This window comes from Cryobacterium sp. TMT2-10 (genome assembly GCF_004403075.1).
Lineage (GTDB): Bacteria > Actinomycetota > Actinomycetes > Actinomycetales > Microbacteriaceae > Cryobacterium > Cryobacterium shii.
Genome location: NZ_SOGW01000043.1, coordinates 1 through 26,586, shown reverse-complemented (window position 1 = coordinate 26,586; position 26,586 = coordinate 1). Strand labels below are relative to the sequence as shown.

22 protein-coding genes, 2 tRNA genes and 2 pseudogenes are annotated in these 26,586 nt (G+C 69.5%); 7 read left to right on the top strand and 19 right to left on the bottom strand.

From position 1 onward, the window contains the following. Positions 1-1,060, top strand: a pseudogene (locus E3T37_RS16735) (hypothetical protein); the annotation flags it as partial. A 121-nt stretch (positions 1,061-1,181) separates the two neighbouring features. Here the strand turns inward: E3T37_RS16735 and E3T37_RS05375 are convergent. Both E3T37_RS05375 and E3T37_RS05370 read right to left on the bottom strand, forming a co-directional pair. Beyond that, positions 1,182-1,813, bottom strand: a pseudogene (locus E3T37_RS05375) (response regulator). Then, positions 1,810-3,000 (bottom strand): sensor histidine kinase, encoded by a 1,191-nt coding sequence (locus E3T37_RS05370; RefSeq protein WP_241975837.1) that lies wholly within the window; start codon positions 2,998-3,000, stop codon positions 1,810-1,812. Before E3T37_RS05370 ends, E3T37_RS05375 begins: the two are co-directional and overlap by 4 nt. A 206-nt stretch (positions 3,001-3,206) precedes the next feature. On the opposite strand from E3T37_RS05370, the gene E3T37_RS05365 reads away from it, so the two are divergent. The 3 genes from E3T37_RS05365 (at position 3,207) to E3T37_RS05355 (ending at position 6,087) form a co-directional block, all read left to right on the top strand. Then, a complete protein-coding gene (locus tag E3T37_RS05365; RefSeq protein ID WP_134365789.1) occupies positions 3,207-4,274 on the top strand; it encodes an FtsX-like permease family protein in 1,068 nt (355 codons plus the stop codon). Further along, positions 4,271-4,954: an ABC transporter ATP-binding protein gene (locus E3T37_RS05360; RefSeq protein WP_134365788.1), complete on the top strand. Its 684-nt coding sequence runs from the start codon at positions 4,271-4,273 to the stop codon at positions 4,952-4,954. Before E3T37_RS05365 ends, E3T37_RS05360 begins: the two co-directional genes overlap by 4 nt. Positions 4,955-5,160: 206 nt before the next feature. Beyond that, entirely contained in the window at positions 5,161-6,087 is a 927-nt protein-coding gene (locus tag E3T37_RS05355) for a Ppx/GppA phosphatase family protein (RefSeq protein WP_134365787.1), read from the top strand. An 85-nt stretch (positions 6,088-6,172) separates the two neighbouring features. Here E3T37_RS05355 and E3T37_RS05350 read toward each other — a convergent pair whose 3' ends face one another. The 13 genes from E3T37_RS05350 to E3T37_RS05290 all read right to left on the bottom strand — a co-directional run bounded on the left by E3T37_RS05350 (position 6,173) and on the right by E3T37_RS05290 (position 20,243). After that, complete coding sequence (locus E3T37_RS05350; RefSeq protein ID WP_134365786.1) at positions 6,173-6,568, bottom strand: SHOCT domain-containing protein; 396 nt, start codon at positions 6,566-6,568, stop codon at positions 6,173-6,175. 220 nt (positions 6,569-6,788) lie between these two features. Then, a tRNA-Leu gene (locus E3T37_RS05345) sits at positions 6,789-6,861 on the bottom strand. A gap of 54 nt (positions 6,862-6,915) precedes the next feature. Beyond that, the gene (locus E3T37_RS05340; RefSeq protein ID WP_134365785.1) at positions 6,916-8,448 is read right to left on the bottom strand and encodes an NAD(P)/FAD-dependent oxidoreductase; all 1,533 of its coding nucleotides are present in this window, start codon (positions 8,446-8,448) and stop codon (positions 6,916-6,918) included. Positions 8,449-8,486: 38 nt separating this feature from the next. Then, positions 8,487-9,794 (bottom strand): S8 family serine peptidase, encoded by a 1,308-nt coding sequence (locus tag E3T37_RS05335; RefSeq protein WP_338144994.1) that lies wholly within the window; start codon positions 9,792-9,794, stop codon positions 8,487-8,489. After that, positions 9,764-10,285, bottom strand: a complete 522-nt coding sequence (locus E3T37_RS05330) for a DUF501 domain-containing protein (protein ID WP_134365784.1) — start codon at positions 10,283-10,285, stop codon at positions 9,764-9,766. The genes E3T37_RS05335 and E3T37_RS05330 overlap by 31 nt, the downstream gene beginning before the upstream one ends. After that, positions 10,282-10,770 carry a septum formation initiator family protein gene (locus E3T37_RS05325; RefSeq protein ID WP_134365783.1) on the bottom strand — a complete coding sequence of 163 codons (489 nt, stop codon included), beginning with the start codon at positions 10,768-10,770 and terminating at the stop codon, positions 10,282-10,284. Before E3T37_RS05325 ends, E3T37_RS05330 begins: the two co-directional genes overlap by 4 nt. Positions 10,771-10,895: 125 nt before the next feature. Then, positions 10,896-12,176 carry a phosphopyruvate hydratase gene (gene eno / locus E3T37_RS05320; RefSeq protein WP_134365782.1) on the bottom strand — a complete coding sequence of 427 codons (1,281 nt, stop codon included), beginning with the start codon at positions 12,174-12,176 and terminating at the stop codon, positions 10,896-10,898. A 105-nt stretch (positions 12,177-12,281) separates the two neighbouring features. Next, on the bottom strand, positions 12,282-13,538 hold the full coding sequence (hisS, locus tag E3T37_RS05315) for a histidine--tRNA ligase (RefSeq protein WP_134365781.1): 1,257 nt from the start codon (positions 13,536-13,538) through the stop codon (positions 12,282-12,284). A 134-nt stretch (positions 13,539-13,672) separates the two neighbouring features. After that, positions 13,673-14,206 (bottom strand): ferritin, encoded by a 534-nt coding sequence (locus tag E3T37_RS05310; RefSeq protein WP_134365780.1) that lies wholly within the window; start codon positions 14,204-14,206, stop codon positions 13,673-13,675. Between the two features lie 42 nt (positions 14,207-14,248). Then, entirely contained in the window at positions 14,249-14,992 is a 744-nt protein-coding gene (locus tag E3T37_RS05305) for a MazG family protein (protein WP_134365790.1), read from the bottom strand. Between the two features lie 246 nt (positions 14,993-15,238). Further along, positions 15,239-18,865: a transcription-repair coupling factor gene (gene mfd, locus E3T37_RS05300; RefSeq protein WP_134365779.1), complete on the bottom strand. Its 3,627-nt coding sequence runs from the start codon at positions 18,863-18,865 to the stop codon at positions 15,239-15,241. Positions 18,866-19,002: 137 nt separating this feature from the next. Then, entirely contained in the window at positions 19,003-19,584 is a 582-nt protein-coding gene (gene pth, locus E3T37_RS05295; protein ID WP_134365778.1) for an aminoacyl-tRNA hydrolase, read from the bottom strand. Between the two features lie 38 nt (positions 19,585-19,622). Beyond that, on the bottom strand, positions 19,623-20,243 hold the full coding sequence (locus E3T37_RS05290) for a 50S ribosomal protein L25/general stress protein Ctc (protein WP_134365777.1): 621 nt from the start codon (positions 20,241-20,243) through the stop codon (positions 19,623-19,625). A gap of 387 nt (positions 20,244-20,630) precedes the next feature. Between E3T37_RS05290 and gndA the strand changes: the two genes are divergently transcribed. Together gndA and E3T37_RS05280 are read left to right on the top strand one after the other, a co-directional pair. Continuing rightward, a complete protein-coding gene (gndA, locus tag E3T37_RS05285) occupies positions 20,631-22,034 on the top strand; it encodes an NADP-dependent phosphogluconate dehydrogenase (protein ID WP_241994539.1) in 1,404 nt (467 codons plus the stop codon). Positions 22,035-22,175: 141 nt separating this feature from the next. Then, a complete protein-coding gene (locus E3T37_RS05280; RefSeq protein ID WP_134365775.1) occupies positions 22,176-22,544 on the top strand; it encodes a hypothetical protein in 369 nt (122 codons plus the stop codon). Between the two features lie 126 nt (positions 22,545-22,670). Here the strand turns inward: E3T37_RS05280 and E3T37_RS05275 are convergent, their stop codons facing one another. The 3 genes from E3T37_RS05275 to E3T37_RS05265 form a co-directional block, all read right to left on the bottom strand. Beyond that, positions 22,671-23,648 (bottom strand): ribose-phosphate diphosphokinase, encoded by a 978-nt coding sequence (locus E3T37_RS05275; protein ID WP_134365774.1) that lies wholly within the window; start codon positions 23,646-23,648, stop codon positions 22,671-22,673. Then, complete coding sequence (glmU, locus tag E3T37_RS05270; RefSeq protein WP_134365773.1) at positions 23,649-25,073, bottom strand: bifunctional UDP-N-acetylglucosamine diphosphorylase/glucosamine-1-phosphate N-acetyltransferase GlmU; 1,425 nt, start codon at positions 25,071-25,073, stop codon at positions 23,649-23,651. It lies immediately after the preceding gene. A 72-nt stretch (positions 25,074-25,145) separates the two neighbouring features. Continuing rightward, positions 25,146-25,217 (bottom strand) — tRNA-Gln (locus E3T37_RS05265). A 123-nt stretch (positions 25,218-25,340) separates the two neighbouring features. On the opposite strand from E3T37_RS05265, the gene E3T37_RS05260 reads away from it, so the two are divergent. Continuing rightward, complete coding sequence (locus E3T37_RS05260) at positions 25,341-25,832, top strand: MarR family winged helix-turn-helix transcriptional regulator (RefSeq protein ID WP_134365772.1); 492 nt, start codon at positions 25,341-25,343, stop codon at positions 25,830-25,832. Here E3T37_RS05260 and E3T37_RS05255 read toward each other — a convergent pair. Further along, on the bottom strand, positions 25,813-26,586 hold a 774-nt coding region (locus E3T37_RS05255), incomplete at its 5' end, for an HNH endonuclease signature motif containing protein (RefSeq protein ID WP_134365771.1). The two genes, E3T37_RS05260 and E3T37_RS05255, sit on opposite strands and share 20 nt — an antisense overlap.

Genomic DNA, 26,586 nt, shown 5'->3' with positions numbered 1-26,586 from the left:
GCCCGCGCCGGAACCGGCCCGGAGCCCGCAGACGGCGACGCCCTCGCAGCGGGACGGCGACGAGGCGGTGGCGCTCGGCGCGCTGCCGGGCGGCTGGAGCGACCCCACCCGGTTCGCCACCGCGGTTCTGCCGCCCTGGTCGCCGTCCGGGCTGTCCTGGTCCCAGGCCGTGCTGCTGTCCCTGGGCTCCCTGATGCTGCTGTACGTTCCCGCCCGCCTGCTGGCCGGGACCCTCTCCCGGTCCCGGGGCGGCCGCCCGGTCTGGCCGGGCACGGCCATCGCGGGCCGGAACCGGGCCCGGCAGGAGTACGAGACCGCGCCCGACGTGGCCGTCAACCGGTGGCTCGTCGCCGGCGCGGCCCTCGCCGCGGCGGCGACCCTGATCATGCTGTCCGGCCCGGTCACCAGCCAGCCGGCCTACCTGCGGCTGCTGCTCGCCGTGATGGTGGCCCTGATCGTGGTGAACGGGGTCGGTGCGCTCGTTCCGCTGTGGTGGAGCTCCCGGATCTGCCGGGTGCCGGCATCCGTCACGTTCCTGCCGCGCTACCTGCTGCTGGTCGCGGTGACCGCCCTCGGTTCCCGCCTCTTCGAGGTGCACCCGGCGCTCGTCTTCGGGCTGCTGGGCTCCGTCGCGGCGACCCCCGGCGCGCTGAACCCCGAGCGCGGGCAGATCGCGGCCGTGCGGGCCGGCAGCCTGATCGGGCTGAGTACGGCCGGCTGGCTGGCGCTCGGCCTCCTGCCGACGGCCGACGGCTTCCTCAGCTCGCTCGGTGCGGAAATCGCCAACAGCGTGGTGCTGACGGCGATCGGCTCGGTCGCGCTCGTGCTGATCCCGATCGGGCGCACGAGCGGGCGCAGCATCCTGGCCTGGTCACCGTCGATCTGGGCGGGACTGACCACGCTCGCGTTCACGATCATGTTCGGGGTGCTGTCCCCGGCCGTCGCGATCTGGAACGGTGACGGCACGGTGACCCTGCTGGGGGTGGCCGCCGGGGTCTTCGCGGCCCTCAGCGTCGGCGCGTGGGCCTGGCAGCGGTTCGTCACCCCGTCCCGGGGCTGACCCCGCGCCGTCCCCGGCCGGTTTCGGGCGGCTACGGGCGGCTACGGGCGGCTACGGGCGGCGAATCAGCCCGGCCTGCCGGGCGGCTACGGGCGGCGAATCAGCCCGGCCTGCCGGGCGGCTACGGGCGGCGAATCAGCCCGGCCTGCCGGGCGGCGGCGACCGCCGCGGTGCGCGAGGACACATCGAGTTTCGGATAGATGTGCGCGAGATGGGATTTCACCGTGGTCTCGCTCAGGTGCAGGTGGCGGGCGACGTCGGTGTTGCTCCGGCCCTCCGCCACGAGGGTGAGCACCTCGAGTTCCCTGGCGCTCAGCGCCCGGGTGGACTGGCGCACGCGGGACAGCAGCCGGCTGGCGACCGCGGGAGCCAGCGCGGACTGGCCGCGGCCGCCGCGGCGGCGACCGCGGCCAGGAGGTCGTCGGGCGGGCTGTCCTTCAGCAGGTAGCCGGCCGCCCCGGCCTCGATCGCGGTGATGATGTCCCCGTCGGTGTCGTGATTGGTGAGGATCAGCACCGCCGGCGGCTCGGGCAGGGCACGGATGCGCCGGGTCGCATCCGCGCCGCGGAACTCGCCCTGGAACTGCAGGTCCATCAGCACCACGTCAGGGCGGAGCCGGGCCGCCTCGGCCACGGCCTCCCCGGGTGTGCCGACGGCCGCGACCACATCGATGGAAGGGTCCGTCTCGAACAGGGCCTGCAGTCCGGTGCGCATGATCGGGTGGTCGTCGGCGATCAGCACGCGCACGCTCATCCGCGCACCTCGAACCCGGCCACGACGCTCGTGCCCTGCCCCGGGGCGCTCTCCACCGTGAGCGAACCGCCCAGTTCCGCGACCCGCTCCCGCATCGCCTGCAGGCCGAACGACGTGCGCGTCGACGTGTCCCCGCGCCGCACCGAGGCCCCCGCGTCGAAACCGACGCCGTCGTCGACGACGTCGAGGATGACCTCGGAGTCCAGCGCGCTCAGGGTCAGGTCGATCCGGGAGGCGTGCGCGTGCTGCACGGCGTTGGCCAGGGCGCCCTGGGCGATCCGCCACAGGGCCGTTTCGACCCGGGTGGGCAGCGGCTCGACGGGGCCGGCGACGGTGACGCCGATCCGGATGCCGCTGGTCGCGCCGGTCTGGGTCGCCAGCCGGTGCAGGGCCTCGACCAGGGTCGAGCCGCGCAGTGCCGGCGGGGACAGCTCGTCGATGAACTGCCGGGTCTCCGCCAGCGTCTGCCCGGCGGCGTCCCGAGCCTGGCGCATCCGTTGCAGCGAGGTCTCGGCGTCGCCGGAGCGCTCGGCGGCGTGGAGGAGCATCACGATGCTCGACAGCGACTGGGACACTGTGTCGTGGATTTCCCGGGCCAGGCGACCCCGTTCGCCCTGCACCCCGGCGGTCCGTTCGGCGGCGGCCAGCTGCCCGCGCGTCTCCCGCAGCTCGCGGATCAGGTCCTCCCGCTCGGCGGCTTCCCGGGCCAGAGAGCGGTAGGCCAGGGCGATTGCGACCGCCAACGCGGCTCCGATCAGCGGCCCGACGGCGCCCGCGGGGCTGAAACCGCGGTGCGCGCCGACCGCGAAGACCGCCGCGACGGTCGCGACGGCGACCGCGACCGGTCCGCACCACCCGGGCAGGAAGTGCAGGAAGAGGAAGAACAGCGGGAAGACGAGGTAGATCGCCTCGGCATTCAGCCCGGCCAGGACGACCCATTCCAGGCTGAGCAGGCCGAGCCGGGCCCCGGCCCATCGGGATGCCGTTCGGCTGCGACCGACCCAGGCGCCCACCGCGTAGGTGCCGAGGAAGAGCGCCGCCAGGCCGGCGATGATCGCGGCCGACGGCGACCCGGCCGCGAGGGAGGAGACGACGCAGAGGGCGACCAGCCCCGCCACGAGGGCGTGCAGGCCGATCCGGAGCCCGACGAAGACGGGGTTGAGGGCGGAGCCAGTGGGCTCGATCACGCGAAGATCACCCTTTCAGGCTACGCGGCCGAGCGCCCCGCGGCATCCTCCGAAAGGTGGAACGGGACCTCCACCTTGAGCCGCCGAAGAACACCCGCATGCACGATGACCGGCCGCGGCCCGGCGGGGAGAGTGAAGAGTGTGCGGGGCAAGCCTGTCGGCCGGCCCCGCACACTCTACCGCTCGATCGATCAAGGAGTTTGACAGTGTTCGTTGCATGGCGCGATCTTAGATTTGCCCGCGGGAGATTCCTGCTGATCGGCACGGTGGTCACCCTGATCACCCTGCTGGTCGGATTCCTCTCCGGCCTGACCGGTGGCCTGGCCGACCAGAACATCTCGGCCATCGCGGGGCTCGACGCCGACCGGATCGTGTTCTCCGCTTCGGCGGACGACGCCCCGCTCAGCTATTCCGATTCCGCCGTGACCGGCGCCGAGGCCGAGGCGTGGGGCGCCCGGCCCGGCGTCGACACGGTGACCCCGCTCGGGATCAGCCGGCTGCGGCTCACCGCCGGGGCGAACCAGACCAGCGTCGCGCTCTTCGGCGCCGAAGCCGGGCTCGGGCCGGTTCCGTCGAGCGCCGGGCGCCTGACCTTGCCGGCCACCGCCGCCGAGGAACTGGACGTGCGGGCCGGCGACAGCATGGAGCTGGCCGGCTCGGCCTTCACCGACGATTCCGTCACGGCCGACACCTGGTACTCGCACACGCCCGTCGTCTGGCTTCCGCTGGCGGATTGGCAGCGGGCGGCCGCCGCCACCGGCACCCCGGATGCCTACGCGACCGTCCTGGCCGTGACCGCGCCCGGGCTGGACTTCGCCGCCGCGGACAGCGCGACCGGCACGTCCTCGGCCGGGGTGCTCCAGTCCCTGACGGCGTTGGAGGCGTTCCGCTCCGAGATCGGTTCGCTGCTGCTGATGGTGGGGATGCTGTTCGGCATTTCCGCGCTGGTCGTCGGCGCGTTCTTCACTGTCTGGAGCATCCAGCGCCAACCCGATGTGGCCGTGCTGAAGGCCCTCGGCGCATCGAACCGCATGCTGATCGGGGATGCGCTCGGCCAGGCATCCGTCGTGCTGATCGTGGGGGTGGGGACCGGCATCGGCCTGACCGCCCTGCTCGGGGCCCTCGCCGGGCCGGTGCTGCCGTTCATCCTCAGCCCGCTGACGACCCTGCTGCCGGGCGCCGCCATGATCGCCCTCGGCCTGGCCGGGGCCGCGTTCGCCCTCCGTTCCGTCACCACCGCCGACCCCCTCACCGCCCTCGGGAGCAACCGATGATCCAGCTCGACCACATCACCCTCACCTACCCGGACGGCGGCAACCGCATCACCGCGGTCGACAACGTCACCCTCACCGTGGCGCCGGGCACCGTCGTCGGGATCACCGGCCCGTCCGGCTCCGGCAAGTCCAGCCTTCTGGCGGTGGCCTCGACCCTGGTCACACCCGACACGGGCTCGGTGCTGATCGGGGGCGTCGACGCGACCGCGCTGACGCTCGCCGAGAAGGCGGATCTCCGGCGGGACCGGCTCGGCATCATCTTCCAGCAGCCGATCCTGCTGCCCGCGCTGACGGCCGCGGAGCAGCTCGTCGTGATGGGCGAGCTCGACGGCCGCCGGGGCGGTGCCCGCGGCCGGGGGCGGGCGCGCATCCGTGCTCTCGAGCTGTTGACTGCCGTCGGCCTGGCCGACCAGGCCGGCAAGCGTCCGGCGCAACTCTCGGGCGGGCAGCGCCAGCGGGTCGAGATCGCCCGGGCGCTGATGAACGAACCGTCCGTGCTGGTCGTCGACGAACCCACGAGCGCGCTCGACCAGGAGCGCGGCTCGGAGATCCTCGCCCTGATCCTGCGGCTCACCGCCGAACACGACACCGCCACGGTGCTGGTCACCCACGACCAGCGTCTGCTCCCGCTGATGAGTGCGGTGCACACCATGGTCGACGGCACCCTGACCCCGAGCTAGCCGATCCCCGCGCCGCCATCCCCCTCCGCGTCCCCCCTCCCGAGCCCCCATCCCGCGCCCGGCGCGAACCAATTCGACGGAGATACTGCTCTAAAAACACGGATGCGGCGTGTTTGTACCCGTTTCCGGCAGAATCTCCGTCGAATTCGTTCAGGGGCGGGGTCGGGTGGCGCGCACACCGGCGCGGCGCACGCTATCGTCAGAGCGTGCGCCTCGGAGTTCTTGACGTCGGTTCGAATACCGTCCACCTGCTGGTCGTCGACGCGCACGAAGGCGCCCCGCCGGTGCCGATGGCGTCCGACAAGGCCGTGCTGCGCCTGATGCGCTACCTCACCCCCGAGGGGGCCATCACTGACGAGGGCTGCACCGCGGTGCTCGACGCCGTGCGGAACGCCGCGGAGGTCGCCCGCCGCCACCACGTCGACGATCTGCTGCCATTCGCCACCTCCGCACTCCGCGAGGCCACGAACGGGCCCGAGCTGCTCGCCCGGGTCGAACGGGAAACCGGGGTCGCCCTCCAGGTGCTGTCCGGCGAAGATGAGGCCCGCCTGACCTTCCTGGCCGTGCGTCGCTGGTACGGCTGGTCGGCCCGGGACATCCTGCTCTTCGACATCGGCGGCGGCTCCCTCGAAATCGCGACCGGCGCGAACGAAATCCCCACGGTCGCGCTCTCGCTCCCGCTGGGGGCCGGCCGTTCCACGGTCGGTTTCCTGCACGACGACCCGCCGCGTCCCGAGCAGGTCTCCGCTCTCCGCGACCACGCGGACGCCGTGCTCGCGGAGGCGCTGGACGCGTTCGCGGGCCGCCGGATCCCGCACCATGTGGTGGGCTCGTCGAAGACCATCCGCTCCCTCGCCAAACTGGCCGGGTCCACGTCCGACGGGGTCGGGTCCGGCGAACGGATGCGGCTGAGCCGGTCGCAACTGGACGACTGGGTGCCGCGACTGGCGCGTATTCCGGCCGAAGCCCGCCCGGCACTGCCCGGGATCACGGCCGACCGCACCTTCCAGATCGTGGCCGGCGGCATCGTGCTCAGCGCGGCGATGGCCGCGTTCCGGGTGGCGGAACTCGAAGTGTCGCCCTGGGCGCTGCGCGAGGGGATCATCCTGCGCTACCTGGACCACCTGGCCTGACGTCGAAGAACGGCGGGACCACGTGGGGTTGCCACGTGGTCCCGCCGGGGGTGGTGCCGGGGTGGTGAGGTGAGCGGCGCTGCCGCTACTTCATCGCCTTGGCCTTGAGCGCCGCGTACTCTTCAGGCGTGATGGTGCCGCTGTCGAGGAGGGCTTTTGCTTTCGCGATCTCGTCGGCCGAAGTCGCCGTCGCCCCGGCGACCGAGCGCACGTAGTCGTCCGTGGCCTGCTGCGCGCGACGCGAATCGCGCATCTGCCGTTCGGCCATGCCCTTGCCGCGTGCGATCAGGTAGACCAACGCGGTCAGGAAGGGCACGAAGACGAGGAACAGGATCCAGGCCGCTTTCGCCCACCCGTTGAGTTCATGATCACGGAAGATGTCTGCGACGATCGAAAACAGCACCATCAGGTAGGCGATGAAGGCGAACGTCCAGAAGAAGAAGAACCAGATGAAGTCCCAGATGTTCGACAAAAAATCCATGATCTGTCTTTTTGGTCAGGGAATTGGATCGCGGTCGGGCTAATCCGACCGCCGAATGGCTGCCGGTGATGCTGCTTTGTCGGTTCGACCCTGAGTCAGGTGCCCGCGGCCCACATTCACTGCCAGATGGTAGCGCGACGGAACCGGCCCGGAAAGGGCCGAAGGGGGCCCGATGGTCAGGGATTTTTCTGGCGGAGCGGAGCCGAAGTCCACGAAGATGTGCCCCCGCTGGGGGTCGAACCCAGACTGTGACGATTTTAAGTCGTCTGCCTCTGCCATTGGGCTACGGGGGCGCGTTCGGGATTTCCCGAACGCTTCAAGCGTAGGTGCTGCCGGAGCCTCCGGTGTTACTTGGCGGCGACGGTCTCCGCGTCGGCGACGGCAGCATCCGTTGCGACGGCGGTCGTCGCCGCCGGCTTCGCCGCGGTCTTCCGCGGCGCGCGGGGAGTCCGCGCGGTCGGCGCGGTCGGCGCGGCCTTGGTCGCCGGCACCGTGGTGCTGGACTTCGCGGCAGCGGCAGCGGAGGCCGGGGCCTTTGCCGGAGCTGCGGCGTCGGAGGCCGGCTTCGGACGGGAGGCGAACTCCTCGAACGCGGCGCGCGGGTGCTCCAGCGCGGCCAGGGAGACGATGTCGCGGCCGAGGAAGAAGTTGTTCACCCAGCCCCAGACGACGCGCAGCTTGCGCTCCCAGCTCGGCATGGCCAGGCCGTGGTAGCCGCGGTGCGCGAACCAGGCCAGCAGACCCGTCATCGCGAACTTGCCGGACTGGAACACGCCGGTGCCGATCCCGAGGCCGGCGACGGCGCCGAGGTTCTTGTGCAGGTATTCCTTGGGGCCTTCGCCTCGCAGCACCGCGACGATGTTCTTCGCGAGGAGCTTGCCCTGGCGGACCGCGTGCTGGGCGTTGGGCACGCAGAAGCCGCCCACTCCCCCGCCGCTGAGGTCGGGCACGGCGGTGATGTCGCCGGCGCCCCAGGCGTCGGCGATGATCTCGTCCTCGGTGCCGACGCGCAGGTCGGGGCGCACCTGCAGGCGGCCGCGCTCCTCGATCGGGAGGTCGGTGTGGCGCACGACGGCCGGGTTGGCCATGACGCCCGCGGTCCAGACGATCAGGTCGGTTTCGAAGCTCTCTCCGGTGGAGAGTTCGATCTTGCCGTCGACCGCGCTGGTCAGCTGCGTGTTGAGGTGGATCTGCGCGCCGCGCTGATCGAGGTCCTTGATCACCCAGAGGCTCGTCTTCAGCGAAACCTCGGGCATGATGCGCCCCATGGCCTCGATCAGGTGGAAGTGGGTGTCGTCGAAACCGATCTGCGGGTACGACTTCAGCAGCGAGGTGGCGAAGGAGCGCAGCTCGGCGAACACCTCGATGCCGGCGAAGCCACCGCCGATGACGACGAAGGTGAGCAGGCGGTCGCGCTCGGGACCGGCGGGAAGCAGTGCTGCCTTGTCGAAGTTGGTGAGCACGCGGTCGCGGATGGCGACGGCTTCCTCGATGGTCTTCAGGCCGATGGCCTGGTCGGCGACGCCCGGGATCGGGAAGGTGCGGGAGACGGCGCCCGCCGTGACGACGACGATGTCATAGACGAATTCCCACGGCTCGCCGATCGGCGGCGTGATGGTCGCCGTCTTCGTGGCGTGGTCGATGTGCGTGACCTTGGCCGTGAGCACGTTCGTCTTTTTGAGGTGGCGGCGGTGCGCCACGACGGCGTGCCGCGCCTCGATGGAACCGGCGGCGACCTCGGGCAGGAACGGCTGGTACGTCATGTACGGGAGGGGGTCGACCATGGTGACCTCGGCCTCGCCGGCGCGCAGCCACTTCTCGAGCTTCCAAGCGGTGTAGAAACCCGCGTAGCCGCCACCGACAATCAAAATTCTGGGCACGATGGAAGTCCTCCTACATTGTTTGGATGCGCGAAAACTTACCGTTTTGATCGTATTCGCTTGATGTGCCGAGTGGCCCCGATGCCGAACAGCGTTACTAGAGTACCAAACCCGACCAGCACCATGAGCGGCACGCTGATATAGGTGACGGTGAGCGGGCTGGGCAGCCACGCGGCGACGACGCTGGCGCCGGGCAGAGCGGGGTCCTCCGCCGGCGCGACGGGCGCCTGCGCGGTGGGCTGCGGCGCGGGCGCCAGCTCGGTGTCCGCGCGGCGGTGCACCCGGATCCATTCCTCCAGCAGGGCCGCCGGTTCCGCCGTCGTCCCGGTCGGCACGGATGCAGTGACGGCCGCCGCGGCGTCGATCAGGCCGTTGCCGTAGATCGGGCTGGGCACCGAGTGCCCGTTCGGGTTCGCCGTGGCGATGACCCGGTTCATGACCCCGGCCGCGTCGAGCCGGGGATAGGCGGCGCGTACGAGCGCAACCAGGCCGGAGACGATGGGAGCGGCCGCGCTGGTGCCGTTCCACTGCACGTACCCTCCACCGGGAACCACCCCGACGAGCTGCTCGCTCGGCGCGGCGACGGAGATGGTGATGCCCTGCGAGGACGCGTCGAAGCTCGCGCCCTTGCTGCGGTCGACGCCCGCGACCGTCAGCACCCCGGGGATCGTCGCGGGGGCGCCGACCTCGGTGGTGCCGCTGCCCCGGTTCCCGGCTGCGGCCACGACGACGACGTCGTGTTCGAAGGCGTAGAGGAACGCGTCATCCCAGCTCGGCGGCCAGTCCAGCGTGTTGCGGGTGAGCGACATATTGATGACGTCGGCCCCGTTGTCGACGGCCCAGCGGATGCCGGCGGCGATCTGGTCGTCGTTGCTGAGGGTCGCTCCGGTGGTGCCGAACGCCACCGAGACGGCGAGGATCGAGGCCTCGGGCGCGACTCCCATGACCCCGGAATTGGCGCCCGTGCCACGGCCGGCCAGCAGGGACGCCACCAGGGTGCCGTGCTCGCTGCCGTCTCCGATCGGAGTCTGACCGTTGGCGGAGCCGAGGCCGGAGACATCCGTGCCGCCGACGACGGCGCCGGCCAGTTCGGCGACGCCGGCGTCGACGCCGGTGTCGATCACGGCCACCTTCACGCCGGCGCCGCGGGTCGTCTTCCAGGCCTCGGTGAACCCGTAGTCGTTCAGCCAGTACTCCAGGTCGCGCACCTGCGTGTTCTCAGCGAAGGCGGGCACCGCCGGGGCCAGGGCCGCCCCGCCCACCGACACGGTGAGGCAGAGGCCGACGGCCAGGCCGATGCGCCGCCAGGCCGCCCTCACTCGTCGGCCGACGAATAGTCCAGGCACTCGCAGACGTCCGGCATCCAGGCCGCCCGGGCCAGGGCCAGGTCACCGATCGGGTTGGTGCCGGGTCCGGCCGCCAGCGCATGGGCGGCCAGCGCGTGCAGGCACTTGACCCGGTCGGGCATGCCGCCGGAGGAGATCCCGGCGATCTCGGGCACCGTGCCGACGGTCTCCCGGTCGGCCAGGAAGCTGTCGTGGGCGCGGCGGTACCGGGCGCGCACTTCGGCGTCGTCGGCCAGCAGCTGGTTGTACTCGTTCATCACCTGGGTGGCCTCGAGGAACGAGAGGGCCGCGGTGGCGGCGGGATGGGTCAGGTAGTACAGGGTCGGGAACGGCGTACCGTCGGCCAGCCGGGGCGCGGTGGCGACGACGGTCGGGGCGCCGCAGACACAGCGCGCGGGGATGCCGATGACGTCGCGGGCGGGCCGGCCCAACTGGGCCGACACAATCATGATGTCGGCGGCGGTGACCGGCGCGAAGGGAGGCCGGGTCACTGTGCGGCCTCGGGTGCCAGGCCGGCCGTCATTGCGGAGGCGAACATGGAGGACAGCCAATCGACGTTGGTGGTTTGGATGGTGGGGCTGGCGACCGGGACGGCCGCCTCGCCGGCGACGGGCAGGGCCAGGTCGTTGATGACGAGGAAGCTGACGTCGCCGGGCAGCACATAGGACAGCCGGTCGCGGGCCTGGGTGGTGACGTAGGTGCGGTCGTTCCACCGCTCGCGTTCGGACTTGAGCTGTTCCACGTCACCCTGCTGCTGGGTGACGGCGGCCGTCAGCCGGTCGATCTGCTGCCTCTGGTCGGCGTAGGTGCGGATGCCCGGCGCGAGCACGATGACGGCCATGATCAGCAGACCCATCATCACGAGCGAGAACCCGGACAGCCGGAGGCCGTGCAGCCAGTTGCCGGCGATGGTGTCTGCGAAGTTGTCCGTGGAGGCGAGCGCGACGGGCCGCCGTTCGGCGCGTTTCCTGGCCATGGCAACTCCTTTCGCTGACTCCGGGTGCGGGGCGGCCCCGCACTGGAACCCTAATTGCAGTGGGACAAAAAAATGGAGCTCTCGAAGCGCGGGGATCAACCCGCGCTTCGAGAGCTCCGGGCAGACTACGCCTTGAACCGCGGGAAAGCGGAACGGCCCGCGTACACTGCGGCCTCGCCCAGCTCTTCTTCAATCCTCAGAAGCTGATTGTACTTTGCGACGCGCTCGCTGCGAGCAGGCGCTCCGGTCTTGATCTGGCCGGCATCCGTCGCGACCGCGAGGTCGGCGATGAAGGTGTCTTCGGTCTCACCGGAGCGGTGGGAGATGACGGTGGTGTAACCGGCACGCTGGGCGAGGGAAACCGCGTCGAGCGTCTCGGTGAGGGTGCCGATCTGGTTGACCTTGACCAGGATCGAGTTCGCCGTGCCGAGGGCCAGGCCCTTGGCCAGACGCACCGGGTTGGTCACGAACAGGTCGTCTCCGACGATCTGGACCTTGTCGCCGAGTTCGGCGGTGAGGTGCACGTAGCCGTCCCAGTCGTCCTCCTCGAGCGGGTCTTCGATCGAGACGAGCGGGTAGGCCGCGACGAGCTCGACGTAGTACGCGGACAGCTCCTGGGCGGTGAGTTCCTTGCCCTCGAAGTGGTAGACGCCGTCCTTGTAGAACTCGGAGGCGGCGCAGTCGAGCGCAAGCCCGATGTCCTTGCCGGGGGTGTAGCCGGCGTTCTGGATGGCTTCGACGATCAGGTCGAGGGCCGCGCGGTTGCTCGGCAGGTTGGGGGCGAAGCCACCCTCGTCGCCGAGGCCGGTGGAGAGGCCCTTGGACTTGAGCAGCGCCTTGAGGGCGTGGTAGGTCTCGGTGCCCCAGCGGAGGCCCTCGGCGAAGGACTCGGCGCCGAGCGGTACGACCATGAATTCCTGGATGTCCACGTCGTTGTCGGCGTGGGAGCCGCCGTTGATGATGTTCATCATCGGGACCGGAAGGGTGTGCGCGTTCGGGCCACCGAGGTAGCGGAACAGGGGCAGGCCGGCCGAGGTGGCGGCGGCCTTGGCGACTGCCAGGCTGACGCCGAGGATGGCGTTGGCGCCGACGCGGTGCTTGTTGTCGGTGCCGTCGGTCTCGTTCAGGACGGCGTCGACGATGCGCTGGTCGCTGGCGTCGAGGTCCTCGACTGCCGGGCCGAGCTCGTCGATGACGGCGTCAACGGCCTTCAGCACGCCCTTGCCCAAATAACGTGACTTGTCGCCGTCGTGCAGCTCGTAAGCCTCGAACGCACCAGTCGATGCGCCGGACGGAACGGCGGCGCGGCTGACCGAACCGTCATCAAGCAATACCTCGACCTCGACGGTCGGGTTGCCTCGGGAGTCAAGAATCTCGCGTGCTACTACTGCCTCAATGAGAGCCACAGCTATCTCCTGTTTCCTATGTTTTTTAATTGTTGGGGTGTTGGTCTGGAGGGATCAGGGAAAACAGCGCCGTATTCCAATCCAATAACAGTCTAGCGACTGGGCTCAGCCGGCGAGTGGACGAAAGTCCAGCGCCGCCACGTCCTCGGTTGCCGCGGCGACGAAGGCGTAACGCCCGTAACCGCCGGCAGCCGCGCGTTCCAGCAGGGCCTTCACGTTCTTCGTGCGCTGTTCCAGGCGCACCCGGAGGCCCTCGGCGACCAGGGTTTGCTTGAGCGCCACCAGCCGGGCCGGGTCTGTTCCCTTGTCGTACACCAGGACGACCGACGTCTCCACGGATGCCGCGTCCGCACCGAGCAGGTCGACGATGCGCTCGAAGCCGATCGAGAAGCCGCAGGCGGGCACATCGGTGCCGAGGAAGCGGCCGATCATGCCGTCGTACCGGCCGCCGCCGCCGAGCGAGTACCCGAGCGTGGGGTGCGAGATCTCGAAGATGGTGCCGGTGTAGTACCCCATCCCGCGCACGAGGGTGGGGTCGAAGTCGAGTCGCACCCCCGGCATCGCGGCACGGAGGGCGAGCAGGTCGCCGTAGGCATCCTGATCGAGCCAGGCCGGGGCGACCGGCTCGGCCGCGTCCCAGCCGGCGTCCCCGAGAGCGGTCAGCGTCTCGGCGATTCCGGCGGTGACAAGGCCCAGGCTGCCCAGTTCGGCGACGACGCCGTCGACGCCGATCTTGTCCAGCTTGTCGATGGTGATCAGGGCGCGCTCGCTCAGGTCCGCCGGAACGTTCCAGTGCGCGAGCAGGGCAGCGAGAATGCGGCGGTCGTTGATGCGGATCGAGCAGCCGGTCAGGCCGAGCGCGTCGAGCGCGGCGCTGGTGGCGGTGATCAGCTCGATCTCGGCGAGCATGCCGGCCTCGCCGATGATGTCGATGTCGCACTGCACGAACTGGCGGTAGCGACCCTTCTGCGGCCGTTCGGCCCGCCAGACCGGCGCGATCTGGATCGAGCGGAACACGGTCGGCAGTTCCGAGCGGTGGGTGGCGTAGAACCGGGCCAGGGGCACGGTGAGGTCGAATCGGAGGCCCAGGTCGGCCAGCGCGAGCAGGTCGCCGGATTCGGCGGCGGCCGCGACATCCGTGGGCTTGAGGCCGCGCTTCATCACCGCGAAGGAGAGTTTCTCGTTGTCGCCGCCGAGGCCGGAGTGCAGCCGGGCGGAGTCCTCCATCACCGGGGTCTCGATCTCGTCGAAGCCGTGCGCGGTGAAGCTGTGCCGGATCACGGCCAGGGCGTGCTCCCGGGAGGCTTTGTCGGCCGGGAGGAAGTCGCGCATGCCGCGGGGTGGGGTCACTGGTGTTGCCATAGCCCCAATTGTGTCAGTTCCGGCCTCGCCGCCCGGGCCCGGCAACGCCTCCTGTGCGCCCACCGTCGCTGTTTCGGCCGAGAATCGCCACCGCACCGGGCCATCTCGGCGCAAGCGAGGACGGTGGACGAAGGCTAGAGCGCGCCGCCCGCCGCGGCGGGGGCGTCGGTGTCGGCCGGAGCGCCGGTCACGGTCTCCCGGGCGATGTGGTCCTCGATGTCGAAGGGGTTGTCGCCGGCCCTCTGGGCGATGGTCAGCAGGGTGGACATCGATGCCACCTCTTCCACCTGTTCCTTGAGGAACCAGAGCATCGCCTGCTCGCCGAGCGCGTCGCCGTCGGCCCGGGCCGCTCGGAACAGGGCCTCGATCTGCGCGGTGACCTGCTTCTCCTGAGCGAGCGCGAGTGCGATCGGCTCGATCACGAGAGTGAAGTCGTTCCGCACGGCGGGAATGCCGGGGATGACGACGCCCAGGCCCCGGTCGAGGCGGTACTGCACGAGCATCATGGCGTGGTTGCGCTCTTCGATCGACCGGGCGTAGAAGTGGGCGGCCAGCCGGGGCAGAGCCTGGTTGTCGAACCACACCGCGATCGCGAGATACTGCTGCGAGGCGGCGAATTCGTTGCCGATCTGGGCGGAGAGAAGCTCGTTGAAAGTGGACTGGATCATGCTCTGACGGTACCCGCGGATCGAGGGATCCGGCAGGTCTGCTCAGTCAGGCGCAGCGGGCAGGCCGATGATTCCGGCGTCGGAGAAATCGGATCCGGACACGTCGGAGCCGGAGCCCGCACCGGCGCTCTCGGCTTCGGCGGCGCGGATCTCGTCCTGCAGCCCCCGGAGGGCGCTGCGCAGGGCACGCTCGGAGTCGAGCCCGTTGGCCTTCGCCGCCGCGACGATCGCGAGCAGGAGCGGCCCGAGTTCGTCCTCGCTTTCCATCGGCAGCGGGAAGGCCGCCTCGCTGCCGAGCAGCCCGATCTTCTGCGCGCGCCCCAGCACCTTGTCCGCGAGCGCGAGCGCGGGCATCCCCTGCGGGATCCCGTCGAGCACGCTGGTGCGGTGCGGTTTCTCTGCGGCCTTGAAGTCGTCCCAGGCGAGGGAGACGTCGGCGGCCGTCTCGAGGGTGGCGTCCCCGAAGACGTGCGGATGGCGCCCCACCATCTTTGCGGTCATGTGCGCCGCGACATCCTGGATGTCGAAGTCTTCGCCGCGCGTGTGCGCCGCGAGGTCGGCGTGGAAGATCACCTGGTACAGCACGTCGCCGAGTTCCTCGAGCAGCTCCTCCCGGGTGCCGGATTCGATCGCCTCGATCAGTTCGTGGCTCTCCTCGATCAGGTACTGCACGAGGGACTCGTGGGTCTGCTCCCCGTCCCAGGGGCAGCCGCCGGGCGCGCGCAGATGGGCGACCACGCGCACGAGCTCGTCCAGGCTCGATGCGCCTTCTGGTCCTGTGGGCATTCCTGAAGGGGTCACGCGACAACTCTAATCGCCTCGACTTGCCGGAACAGAGGCCTGAACCCGCCCGTGTCCCGGCCGGACGCCCCGAACGCCGGACCACGGGCCGCGCTGAACCAATTCGACGGAGAATCTCCGTTAAAACCGCTCTGGGAGAACGTTGAGGGCCGATCCGAGCAATATCTCCGTCGAATTCGTTCGGGCCGGCTCGGCCGGGGTGGGCCACCGGGGCGGGCAGGTGACCTCGGGTTAGGCGACCGTGTCCACGGGGCGGGGGAAGAGCGCGTCCAGCAGCGACCCGGCCCACGCGATCAGCGCGGCGTCGCCCAGCGGTTCGCCGTTGATGCGCGGCATGGGCACCGTCATCGACCCGTTCTGGGTGAAGTAGCGCGAGCCCGGGTACATCCGTTGCAGGCGCACCTGCATCGAGTCGGCGAGGTTCGCCGGCGACACCCGCAGGTTCGACCCCATCGCCACGACCTCGCCCAGGCCGGCCTGCTGGGCCAGCCAGCGCAACCGGGACACCAGGACCAGGTTCTGCACCGGCTGCGGCGGCTCGCCGTAACGGTCGGTGAGCTCGTCCAGCACCAGATCGATCTGGTCCTTCGCGGCCGTGGGGGCGCTGGCCGCCGAGAGCTTCTGGTAGGCCTCCAGGCGCAGCCGCTCGCTGTCGACGTAGTCCTCGGGGATGTGCGCGTCGACGGGCAGCTCCAGCCGCAGCTCGGTCTGCCCCGCGGCGACGTCGCCGCGGAACGTGCTGACGGCTTCCCCGATCATCCGCAGGTAGAGGTCGAAGCCAACGCCGGCGATGTGGCCGGCCTGTTCGCCGCCGAGCAGGTTGCCGGCGCCGCGGATCTCAAGGTCTTTCAGCGCGACCTGCATGCCGGCGCCCAGCTCGTTGTTCGCCGCGATCGTGGCCAGCCGGTCGTGCGCGATCTCGGTCAGGGGCTTGTTCTCGTCGTAGAGGAAGTAGGCGTAGGCGCGCTCGCGGCCGCGGCCGACCCGCCCGCGCAGCTGGTGCAGCTGGCTGAGCCCGAACTTGTCGGCCCGGTCGATGATGATCGTGTTCGCATTGGCGATGTCGAGGCCGGTCTCGATGATCGTGGTCGAGACGAGCAGGTCGAACTTGCGCTCCCAGAAATCCACGACGACCTGCTCGAGCTGGGCCTCCGGCAGCTGGCCGTGGGCGACCGCGATCCGGGCCTCCGGCACCAGCTCGGCCAACTGGGCGGCGACCCTGTTGATGCTCGATACCCGGTTGTGCACGACGAAGATCTGTCCCTCCCGCAGCAGCTCGCGCCGGATGGCCGCGGCCACCTGGCGGTCGGAGTACGGGCCGACGAATGTGAGGATCGGGTGCCGGTCCTCCGGCGGGGTGGCCAGGGTCGACATCTCCCGGATGCCGGTGACCGCCATCTCGAGGGTGCGCGGGATGGGCGTGGCGCTCATCGCGAGGATGTCCACGTTGGTCTTGAGCTTCTTCAGCGCGTCCTTGTGCTCCACTCCGAAGCGCTGCTCCTCGTCGATGATGACGAGGCCGAGGTCCTTGAACACGATGGAGTCGGACAGGAGCCGGTGCGTCCCGATGACCAGGTCGACAGTTCCGTCGAGCATCCCGGCGATGGTCTCCCGGGATTCCTTCTCGGTCTGGAACCGGCTCAGGGCGCGCAGGTGCACCGGGAACCCGGCGAAACGCTCCTGGAACGTCTCCATGTGCTGGCGAACGAGCAGGGTCGTCGGCACGAGCATCACGACCTGCTTGCCGTCCTGGATGGCTTTGAACGCGGCGCGCACGGCCACCTCGGTCTTGCCGAAGCCGACGTCGCCGGAGAGCAGCCGGTCCATCGGGATGGGCCGTTCCATGTCGGCCTTGACCTCGTCGATGGTGGTGAGCTGGTCGGGCGTCTCCGCGAACGGGAACGCCTCCTCCAGCTCGCGCTGCCAGGGGGTGTCCGGTCCGAAAGCGTGACCCTTGCTGGCCATCCGTGCCGAGTAGAGCTTGACCAGCTCCACGGCGATGTCCCGCACGGCACGGCGCGCCTTGGTCTTCGCGGCGGACCAGTCGCTGCCGCCCATCTTGCTCAGCGCGGGCGCCTCGCCGCCGACGTAACGGCTGACCAGGTCGAGCTGGTCGGTGGGCACGAACAGTTTGTCGCCCGGGTGACCGCGCTTGGAGGGGGCGTACTCGAGCACGAGGTATTCGCGCTTGGTCTTCACCGGGTTGCGCCCGCCGCTGGACACCTCGCGCTGGGTGAGTTCGATGAACCGGCCGATACCGTGCGTCTGGTGCACGACGTGGTCCCCGGCCTTCAGCTGCAGCGGGTCGACGACGTTTTTGCGCCGGCTGGCGAGCTTCTTCACCTGACGGGCGTCGTAGCCGACGGTGCGGCCGTAGAACTCGGATTCGCTGACCAGCGCGAATTTGGTCTCCGGCAGTTCGAAACCGTGATCGACGGATGCCTTCAGCAGGTACGCGATGCCGGGTTCGGGGTCGGCGGGCCACTCCGCGACCGACCGGGCCGGGAGTTCGTGTTCGGCCAGGACGTCCGCGGCGCGTTCGACTAGCCCGGCACCCTGGGCGACGATGCCCACGGTCCAGCCCGCCTTCAGCCGTTCGGCGAGGTGGCCGACGGCACCCTCCACGCTGCCTTGGAAGCTCGGAACGGCGTCACCCTCGACCCGCACGGTGAGCAGGTCGTCGATTTCGCGGTGTTCGGGCAGCACCGGGGCATCCGTCGGCGCCGCCTGGAAGGAACTGAGGGTCCACCACACGTGCGCGGAGGCCGGGGCGCCCGGCGCGCTGAACTTCACCGATTCGCGGAGCCGGCCGAGGGTGAGGAAGTCACCCGATTCAAGGTCGATCGGCGCCTCGGCGCCGGCGGTCGCGGCGCTCCAGGCTGCCCCGAGGAACTCCCGGTTGGTCTCGGCCAGGCTGATCGCCCGCGACGCGACCCGCTCGGGCGAGATGACGGCCACGGCCGCCTCCCTGGGGAGGTAGTGGGTGATCGGCACGAGCCGGTCAACCAGGGCCGGGGCGAGGCTCTCCATGCCCTCGACCGGGATGCCCTCCGCGATCTTGGCGAGCAGGCCGGACAGGCTCGGGAACTCGTGCTGCATCTCCCGGGCGCGCTGGCGCACGGCGGGGCTGAGCAGCAGTTCGCGGCTCGGCGGCAGGCTGACCGACGCGACCGGGTCGGGCAGGGAACGCTGGTCGGCCACCGAGAACGCCCGGATCTGTTCGACCTCGTCGCCGAAGAACTCGACCCGGTAGGGGTGCGGGGCCACCGGCGGGAAGACGTCGAGGATGCCGCCGCGCACGGCGAATTCGCCGCGCCGGGTGACCATGTCCACCCGCGCGTAGGCGACGTTGACGAGCTGCAGCGCGATCGCGCTCAGGTCGTGGCCGCGCTGGCCGACGCTCAGGTCGATCGGCTCGTAGTCGGTGAGGTTGTCCGCTACCGGCTGCAGCGCGGCGCGCACCGAAGCGATCACGACCAGGGGGTGCCGGGTGGCCGCGTCGCTCTCCTCCCACTCCCGCATCCGTCGCAGGGCGTGCAGGCGCTTTCCGACGATTTCGGCGCTGGGACTGAGCCGTTCGTGCGGGAGGGTCTCCCAGGCCGGGAAGTCGATGATCTCCGCGTCGGCGGCGAAGCAGGCCAGGTTCTCGTGCAGCGACTCGGACTCACGGCCGGTGGCGGTGATCACGAGCAGGGCAGGCGCCTTGTCCAGCCGCACGCGCTGCTCGAGCAGCGCCGCGACCAGGGGCGCGCGAAGGCCCTCGGTGAGGGAAAAATCAACGTCCCGGTTCGCGAAGGCGAGGGCGTTGTCGAATGTGGAGGCGCGCGAAAGTGTGGCAATTAAGCCCTGAAGAGTCACCAGACGAGTCTACGCAACCCGGCTGAGCGCCGCCCGGGGTATCCGGGCCACCCGGGAGCCGCGGCTGTTCCCGTTCCGGTCGAGAGTGCCCGTTCTGCCGGTCACTCTCGACCGGAACGGGAACTATCCGGGGCCGGTCAGGGCGCGTGCACCTTCTGCTGGGCGGCGACGACGCCCTCCGCGGCGATCAGCTCGATCGCGTCGGCGGCATCCGTGAGCAGGATGGGCAGGTTGGCGCGTTCGGTCGAGGCGAAGTCGTGCAGCACGAAATCGGCCGCGGGCTGCCGGCCGGGAGGACGACCAATGCCGGCCCGGATGCGCACGAAGTCGTTCGTTCCCGTGGCGGCGATGATGTCCCGCAACCCGTTGTGGCCGCCGTGGCCGCCGCCGACCTTGATCTTCAGGGTGTCGAAGGGAAGGTCGAGGTCGTCGTGCACGACGATCAGGTGGGACGGCTGCAGGGAATAGAAGCGCAGCAGCGCCGCGACGGGCCCGCCGGACACGTTCATGAACGTATTCGGTTTGGCGAGCACAAGCTTCGGGCCGCCGGGGAAACTGCGTCCCTCGGCGACGGCCGAATTGGTCTTGTGGCCCCGAAATCTGCTCTGGAGCCGATCGGCAAGCACGTCGACCACCATGTGGCCGACGTTATGCCGGTTTCCGGCGTAGTCGGGCCCGGGGTTACCGAGCCCGACTACGAGCCAGAGATTCTCGTCCAGGGGAATCCTCCGCTTACGACGAAACCAGAAGGGGATGACTACTCGGCGGGAGCGGCCTCGGCTTCGCCCTCGGCGCCCTCGGTACCCTCTTCTTCTTCCTCTTCCTCTTCTTCCTCGAGGACCGGCAGGTGCACGGACACGACGACGGCGTCTTCGTCGGAGATGAGCGTGGCACCCTCGGGGATCTCGACGTCCTTCGCGTGAATCTGCGCGCCGTCCTCGAGGCCCTCTATGGAGAGCGGGAGGTTCTGCGGGATGTTGATGGCCTCGACCTCGAGCAGCAGGGTCTTGGTGTCCAGATCGGCGACCATTCCGGGAGCCGGCTCGCCGGTCACGTGCACGGAAACCTCGACCTGGACCTTCTCACCCTTGCGGATGACGATGAGGTCGAGGTGCTCGATGATCTGCAGGAAGGGATCCTTCTGAACGTCCTTGACCAGGGTCAGGTGGCTCTTGCCGTCGATCTCCAGCTCGAGGACGGCGTTCGCGCGGCGCAGCAGCAGTCCGATCTGGTGCGCGGGGAGCGCGACGTGGACCGGGGTGGTGCCGTGGCCGTACATGACGGCGGGGATCTTGCCCAGCACGCGCAGCTTGCGGGCCGCGCCCTTGCCGAACTTCACGCGCAGGTCGGCGACAATCTTGTTGGTGGCGTCAGCCATGGTGTTTCTCCTTGCGGACCGCTACGGCCCAGATCTGGTTCACGGGCCGGGGCCGGTGAAGAGTGGGGGTGTGATTCAACTCGAACGCGTGTCAGCGTGAGGAAAGGCCGTAAAGCATTCCGCCGCGTCGATAACGGATGCCGCGCAGCCGGTTTCCCGGTCGTGCGGCAGCCCTCGCCGAAGTTCAATTCGTAAGTCTAGCGGAGGCGCGGGAGTCCCGCGAACCCGGCCCGCGGCATCCGTACCGGGGCGCCCCGGTCACTCCCCGCACCGGTTCGCGGCGACCGGCTAACCTTGAAAAAGATTTGAGAACAAGTAGCTGAAGGAGCAAACGTGGCCGAAACCGGCGCAGCACAGGCAAACATTGGCGTAGTAGGACTGGCGGTGATGGGCTCGAACCTCGCCCGCAACCTGGCCAGCCGTGCGGGCAACACGGTCGCGGTGTACAACCGCTCCCCCGAGCGCACCCGCCTCCTCACCACCGAGCACCCCGAGGCCGGTTTCGTGGCCTCGGAGACGATCGAGGATTTCGTCGCCTCGCTGCAGAAGCCGCGCACCGCGATCATCATGGTGCAGGCCGGCACGGGCACGGATGCCGTGATCAGCCAGCTGACCGCCCTGTTCGAACCCGGCGACATCATCGTCGACGGCGGCAACGCCGACTTCCAGGACACGATTCGCCGCGAGAAGGATGTGCGCGCCACCGGCGTGAACTTCGTCGGCGCCGGCATCTCCGGCGGCGAGGAGGGCGCCCTCAAGGGGCCCAGCATCATGCCCGGCGGATCGGTGGAGGCGTACAAGACCCTCGGCCCCATCCTCGAGTCGATCGCGGCCGTCGTCGACGGCGTGCCCTGCGTCACCCACATCGGCACGGATGGCGCCGGTCACTTCGTCAAGATGATCCACAACGGCATCGAATACTCCGATATGCAGCTCATCGCCGAGGCGTACGACCTGCTGCGGAAGGTGACCGGGCACTCCCCCGCCGCCATCGCCGATGTGTTCACCGAGTGGAACCAGGGCGACCTCGAGAGCTACCTGATCGAGATCACCGCCGAGGTGCTGCGCCAGGTGGACGCGAAGACCGGCCTGCCGTTCATCGACATCGTGCTCGACGAGGCCGGTTCCAAGGGCACCGGCGTCTGGACCGTGCAGAACGCGCTCGATTTGGGCGTGCCCGTCGGCGGCATCGCCGAGGCCGTCTTCGCCCGCGCCGTGTCCAGCCACCCGGAGCAGCGCGTCCCCGTGCGCGCCGCCATCACCGCCCGCCCGGAGATCGCCGTCGTCGGCCACACTTTCCAGGACGACGTGCGCCAGGCGCTGTACGCGTCGAAGGTCGTCGCGTACGCGCAGGGCTTCGACGCGATCATCGCCGGTGCGGTCAAGTACGGCTGGACCGTCGACAAGGGCGCCATCGCCACGATCTGGCGCGGCGGCTGCATCATCCGGGCCCAGTTCCTGAACCGCATCGTTGACGCGTACGCCAACGACCCGTCGATCACGTCCCTGCTCGTCGACCCGTACTTCGCCCAGGCCGTCGCCGACGGCGAGTCGGCGTGGCGCCGAGTGGTGTCCACGGCCGCGCTGTCCGGTATCCCGGTTCCCGGGTTCGCCTCGGCGCTCAGCTACTTCGACTCGCTCGCCAGCGAACGGCTTCCCGCCGCCCTCGTGCAGGGCCAGCGTGACTTCTTCGGCGCGCACACCTATAAGCGGGTGGACATGCCGGGCACGTTCCACACGCTGTGGTCGGGCGACCGCACCGAGATCGCGACCGAGGGTTCCTCGCACTAGTCACGACGTCGACTAACGAATTCGACGGAGATTTTGCCGAAAATGGCCACTTTCGCTCCGCAACGCGGGTTTTAGAGCAGAAGCTCCGTCGAATTGGTTCTTCGCGCGATCAGGAGCCGGGTTTGCGATACTGGGAGCCTGATGACGAGCGACGACCACCCCGAACTCTCCGGCTACGAGCCGCAGGATGCCGCGCGGCCCCTGCGCAGCCGGCGCACCATGGCCCTGATGCGCATCGTCGTCGTGCTCGGGCTGGTGGCCCTGATCGTGCCGGGCATCCTGACGACCGTGCAGATCGCGTCGAGAACCGCCGCCAACGCGTGCAGTGTCGCCACGGCCCGCTACTACCCCGTCGCCGTCGGCTCGGACGCGCGCTTCGACCTGACCGGGCCGGGAGGCTTCGGCTGGCAGTGCTACGCGATCGACATCAACGAGCGCGAGACCTACGTCATCCCGCTCGGCATCATCCCGGCGGCACCGCGGGCGCCGGAGACGGTCGTACCGGCCTAGACCCGGTCACGATCGTGCTCCAGCTCGTTCTCTGAGCTCCTGCCCCTGACCGGGCCCGGACAGACCTCTGGCCGGCCGTCGACATCCGTCAACGACCGGCCAGAGTCCACTCAGCGAAAACGGGGCCTACGCGGCGCCCTCAAACATCGACGTGACGGAACCCTCGTCGAACACCTCGTGGATGGCGCGTGCCAGCAGCGGGGCGATCGGCAGGACGGTGAGCGTGGGGAAGCGCTTCTCCTCGGGGATCGGCAGGGTATCGGTGACGACGACCTCGGAGATCGCCGGGTTCTGCAGCAGCTCCAGCGCCGGGTGGCTGAACACGGCATGGGTCGCCGCGACGACGACGCCGATCGCTCCGGCGGCGCGCAGGGCCTCGGCCGCGAGCACGATGGTGCGTCCGGTGTCGATCATGTCGTCGACGATCAGGCAGACGCGGCCCTCGACCTGGCCCACGATCTCGTGCACGGACACCCGGTTGGCGACCTTCGGGTCGCGGCGCTTGTGGATGATGGCCAGCGGCGCGCCGAGCTTGTCGCTCCAGATGTCGGCGACGCGCACGCGCCCCATGTCCGGCGAGACGACCGTGAGGGTGGCCGGGTCGAGCTTCTCCTTGAAGTGCTCGAGCAGCACGGGCATGGCGAAGAGGTGGTCGACGGGGCCGTCGAAGAAGCCCTGGATCTGGGCGGCGTGCAGGTCGACGGCCATGATCCGGTCGGCGCCGGCGACCTTGAACAGGTCCGCGATCAACCGGGCCGAGATCGGCTCGCGGCCGCGGCCCTTCTTGTCCTGGCGGGCGTAGGGGTAGAACGGTGCAACCACCGTGATGCGCTTGGCGGATGCCCGCTTGAGTGCGTCGACCATGATCAGCTGTTCCATCAGCCACTCGTTGATCGGGTTGGTGTGCGACTGGATCACGAAGGTGTCGGAGCCGCGCACGCTCTCATCGAAGCGGGCGTAGATCTCGCCGTTCGCGAAGGTTCGGGCGTCGGTGTGAACGAGTTCGGTACCAAGTTCCGTGGCGATGTCCAGTGCCAGTTGGGGGTGTGCTCGCCCCGAAACCAATACAAGTCGCTTCTCGCCGCTGGTCTTGATTCCAGACACCTAGTCTCCGCTCTTTGCCGCAGCCGCCGCCGCGTCGGTTCCTGGGCGGTTGGTCTGTACCCAGCCGTCCATATTGCGTTGTGGGGCCACGGTGAGGGCCAAAGCCCCGGCCGGCACGTCCTTGCGGACGATGGTGCCGGCTCCCGTGTATGCTCCGTCCCCAATCCTAATCGGCGCGACGAACACGTTGTGCGACCCGGTGCGCACGTGGGACCCGATCTCACTGTGGTTCTTGTTCACGCCGTCGTAGTTGGCGAAGATCGTGCCGGCCCCGACGTTCGACTGCACGCCGATCGTGGCATCGCCGACATAGCTCAGGTGCGGCACCTTGCTGCCCATGCCTATGGTCGCGTTCTTGGTCTCGACGAACGTGCCGATCTTGCCGTCGGCGCCCAGAATCGTTCCCGGACGCAGGTACGCGAACGGGCCGACGGATGCGCCCGCGCCGATCACGGCGAGCGTCGCATCCGTGCGCTTGACGACCGCGTTCTCGCCGATTTCACAGTCGACGAGGGTGGTGTCCGGGCCGACCACGGCGCCGGTCTCGATCACGGTGGAGCCGAGAATCTGCGTGCCCGGCCGGATGGTGACATCCGGTGCCAGCTTCGCCTTGAGGTCGATCCAGGTCGTGGCCGGGTCCTGAACGGTCACGCCGGCCAGCTGCCAGCCGTAGACGATGAGGCCGTTGAGCTGGCGCGCCGTCTCGGCGAGCTGGGCGCGGTCGTTGATGCCGGCCACCAGCCAGGCGTCCGCCACGGGCACGGCGCGCACCTCTGAGCCGGACTGGCGCAGCAGGCCGATCACGTCGGTGAGGTACTTCTCACCCTGCGCGTTCTCGGTGGTGACATTGGCGAGCTGGTCGCGCAGTTCCTTCAACCGGAAAACGTAGACCCCGGCGTTGGTCTCGGTGATGGCGCGTTCCTCGCTGGTCGCGTCCTTCTGCTCGACGATGCGGTCGAAAGCGCCTTCCTCCGAGCGCACGATGCGGCCGTAGCCGGCGGCGTCATCCGGGAAGGAGGAGAGCACGGTGGCCGAGACGTCGCGTTCACGGTGCGCGCTGACGAAGCTGGCCAGCGTGGCGGCATTGAGCAGCGGGACGTCGCCGCTGACGACGAGGACGTCGCCGTCGAAGTCCCCCGGGAGGGCGTCCACGGCCTGCTCAACGGCCCGGCCGGTGCCGGGCAGGTCGTCCTGGTCGACGATCAGGCTCTCCGGCAGGTCGGACTGCACGAGAGCGGCCACCTGGTCGCGTTCGTGGCGCACGACCGTGACCACGTGCGCGGCATCCAGCGCCTGGGATGTCGCCAGGACGTGGCTCAGAATGGGGAGCCCGGCGAGCTGGTGCAGCAACTTCGGGGTGCTGGACTTCATTCGGGTGCCCTGGCCGGCGGCCAGCACGACGATGGCGAGTCTGGGGTCAGTCACGTTTTTTCCTCAAGCTTCGGTCTGGCCGGCCGGGGAAGACCGGGGAATGGCGCCGCTTTGTCTGCAGCAATGCTCCGCCGCCAGGACTCGAACCTAGACCTAACAGCTCCAAAGGCTGTCGTGCTGCCATTACACCACGGCGGAATTCGCCGACCGAGGGCCGACCAACGGTGACAAGTCTGCCAGATATCAAGCCGAACACCGCGCCGGGTGCCCGAAGACCCACCGAACATCCCGGTTTGCACGGCCGACCGGGATAATAGACGGATGCCCGTACATGACGAAGTCGACCGAATCGTTGACGCCTGGTTGCGCGAACGGCCCGACCTCGATTTCGCCCCCTTGCAGGTGCTCTCCCGGGTGGGCCGTCTCGCCAAGCATCTGGACCGCGCCCGCCGCACCGCCTTCTCCCGCTCGGAACTGGACTCGTGGGAGTTCGACGTGCTCTCGGCGCTGCGCCGCGCGGGCGAGCCCTACGAACTGAGCCCCAAGGCGCTGCTGCAGCAGACGCTGGTCTCCAGCGGCACGATGACGAACCGGATCGACCGCCTGGTCGAACGCGGACTGGTCACCCGCCGCACGGACCCCAATGACAGGCGGGGCATCTTCGTCGGGATGAACCCGGCCGGCCTCACCCGGGTGGATGCCGCCATCACCCGGCTAGTCGACGCCGAGGCCGAACTGCTCTCCACCCTGACCCCGGCCGATCAGGCGAACCTCGCCTCCCTCCTGCGCAAGCTCAGCCTCGACTTCGACTGAGAATCGAGGCGCAGAAGCCGGTCTCTGAAGGCGCGGGCCGTGACAGAGTCTCCGCCTCGGGCGGCGGCGGTTCCGGCACCACTGCACGGATGCAGGTGGCCGGCTCGGTCACGAATGCGCGCCCGCTCGGCGAGGTCCACCTCAGGGTGCCGGCCTCCAGGTGTTTCACCGTCCACCGGGTCTCGCTTTTCAGCGCGTGGCACGGCGGACACAGGTGGGCGAGGTTGTCCTCGGCGGTCAGCCCGTTGAACTGCCAGTCCAGCGAATGGTCAAGGTCGGCATGCGCCGCCGACCGGTTGCAGCCGGGGAACCGGCAGGTCTCGTCCCTCACCCGCAGGTACTTCTTGAGGTCTTTGGGCACCTTGTACCGGTCCCGGCCGACCGAGAGCACCACCCCCGTCGCCGGATGCACCAGAAGCCGGGTGAAGCTCGGCGCCCCAGCCGCGATCCGCCGCGCGGTGTCCGCGTCGATCGGGCCGTAACCCTCCAGATGGGCCGGTTCGTCGTTGAGACCCATCAGACTGAACACCGGGACCGTGATGTTCACCGAACCGCGGATCCCCTTGCCGAGTCCCGACGGCGTCACCCCGTCGAGGATGAGGTCCTCGAACACGTCCGCCTTCAACTGGGTCAGGGTTCGTTCCTCCTCCTTGCACTGCAGGCTCAGGGCCATCAGCGTCACCCGTTCGTACGCGGCCTGCGCCTTCTCCGCGCTGGCGTAGAAGGTGAGCGACGCCATCCCGTCCGGCTCGGG

Coding starts and splice junctions, on each gene's coding strand:
- E3T37_RS05360 (WP_134365788.1), top strand. CDS start 4,271: ATGATCCAGCTCGACCACATCACCCTCACCTACCCGGACGGCGGCAAC.
- E3T37_RS05260 (WP_134365772.1), top strand. CDS start 25,341: ATGCCCGTACATGACGAAGTCGACCGAATCGTTGACGCCTGGTTGCGC.
- E3T37_RS05310 (WP_134365780.1), bottom strand. CDS start 14,206: ATGATCCAGTCCACTTTCAACGAGCTTCTCTCCGCCCAGATCGGCAAC.
- E3T37_RS05290 (WP_134365777.1), bottom strand. CDS start 20,243: ATGGCTGACGCCACCAACAAGATTGTCGCCGACCTGCGCGTGAAGTTC.
- hisS (WP_134365781.1), bottom strand. CDS start 13,538: ATGGCAACACCAGTGACCCCACCCCGCGGCATGCGCGACTTCCTCCCG.
- E3T37_RS05280 (WP_134365775.1), top strand. CDS start 22,176: ATGACGAGCGACGACCACCCCGAACTCTCCGGCTACGAGCCGCAGGAT.
- E3T37_RS05325 (WP_134365783.1), bottom strand. CDS start 10,770: ATGGCCAGGAAACGCGCCGAACGGCGGCCCGTCGCGCTCGCCTCCACG.
- E3T37_RS05305 (WP_134365790.1), bottom strand. CDS start 14,992: ATGCCCACAGGACCAGAAGGCGCATCGAGCCTGGACGAGCTCGTGCGC.
- E3T37_RS05350 (WP_134365786.1), bottom strand. CDS start 6,568: ATGGATTTTTTGTCGAACATCTGGGACTTCATCTGGTTCTTCTTCTTC.
- gndA (WP_241994539.1), top strand. CDS start 20,631: ATGGGCTCGAACCTCGCCCGCAACCTGGCCAGCCGTGCGGGCAACACG.